A 1452-nucleotide genomic window follows, 5' to 3' on the forward strand; every position below is an offset into this window, starting at 1 on the left:
ATACCAAGCCATCGCCACCCTGGTATCCGACCGCACCACCACCGCTTGACGACTACCCTGAGCAGGGCAAACACGACTCACCCCCAATCACGCACCAACTCGTTAGACCGTGTCCTATGTGGTGAGGCGGTGGAGTCGCTTGCAGCAGCAGAGGATGGCAGCCTTGACCTCGAATCCTGGACACGGCTTATGCGGCTTGGGTCAGGGTGGTTGGTGCTTGTCGGAGTGCTGCTTCGTAGGCGATGGGGCTGCGGTGTCCGAGGCGGGAGTGGCGGCGTCCTGTGTTGTAGCGGTGCAGCCAGCGGAACGCGTCGAGGCGGGCCTCACGCTCGCTGGACCCGTGCTTGCGGCCCTGGAGTGTTTCGCGCTTGAACGTCGCGTTGAAGGATTCCGCGAGTGCGTTGTCCGCGCTGGAGCCGATCGCGCTCATGGACTGGCGGACGCCGGCTCTGCGGCAGACATCGGCGAAGGCCCGGCTCGTGTACTGGGCGCCGTGATCAACATGCATGATCGGCCCGGTCAGGCTGCCGCGGGTGCGTTCAGCGGCGATCAGAGCGTCGGTGACGAGATCGGTCCGCATGTGATCGGCGATCGCCCAGCCGACGAGGCGGCGCGATGCGGGGCCGATGACGGTGGCCGTAGAGGAACTTCCTGCCGTCCAAGGGAAGGTACGTGATGTCACCGACGTACTTCGCGTTCGGCTCGGCCGCGGTGAAGTCGCGGCCGATCAGGTCCGGGGCCTTCGCCGCGGATGGGTCGGGGATCGTGGTGCGGTGGCGGCGACGCAGCCGCACGCCTGCGAGATTGATGCTCCGCATCACGCGCGCGACCCGCTTGTGGTTGACGCGCTCACAGTCCTCGCGGAGCTCGGCAGTGATCCTGGGGACGCCGTAGGTGCCGTCCGATTCCCGGTGCACGGCCCGTATCCGGCGGCGAGCCTGGCATCGACCGCCTGGCGGGCGGCCCGGTCCGCGGCGGTGCGGCGCCAGTAGTAGAAGCTGGAGCGGGCGATGCCCAGAATGCTGCACAGCCGCTTCACGCCGTAGCGACGCTGGTGGTCGGCGACGAACTGGAAGCGGTTCACCAGCGCGTCTCCCCGGCGAAATACTTGGCCGCCTTCCGCAGGATCTCGCGTTCCTCCTCCAGCTCGCGGACCTTCCTGCGCAGGGCCGCGTTCTCCGCCTCCAGCGGTGTCGGCGGCTCGGCCGGCACTTCCGTCCGGCGTCCCCGGCGACGGTCGCGCCTGCCGCCCGGACCCAGTTCCGCAAGGTCTCGGGGGTTGATCCCCAGATCGGCAGCGACCTGCCTGATCGTCGCTCCCGGCCGCGACTCGTACAACGCGACCGCGTCCGTCCGGGAGCCGACGCGGGAGGCGATGTCCTGGAAGGGCAGCGGTCTGCCGGCCTGGTCGAGGGCGATCACCTCACCGTCGAGGATGAATCCGTCGCCCGG

At 68.6% G+C, this 1452-nt stretch carries 1 pseudogene; it reads right to left on the reverse strand.

Annotated elements, in window-relative coordinates:
* Positions 1–187: 187 nt before the first annotated feature.
* Positions 188–1377: pseudogene (locus ACIQMR_RS38365) on the reverse strand (IS3 family transposase).
* Positions 1378–1452: the final 75 nt, after the last annotated feature.

The organism is Streptomyces sp. NPDC091376 (assembly GCF_044757085.1).
GTDB classification, from domain to species: Bacteria; Actinomycetota; Actinomycetes; order Streptomycetales; family Streptomycetaceae; genus Streptomyces; species Streptomyces pratisoli.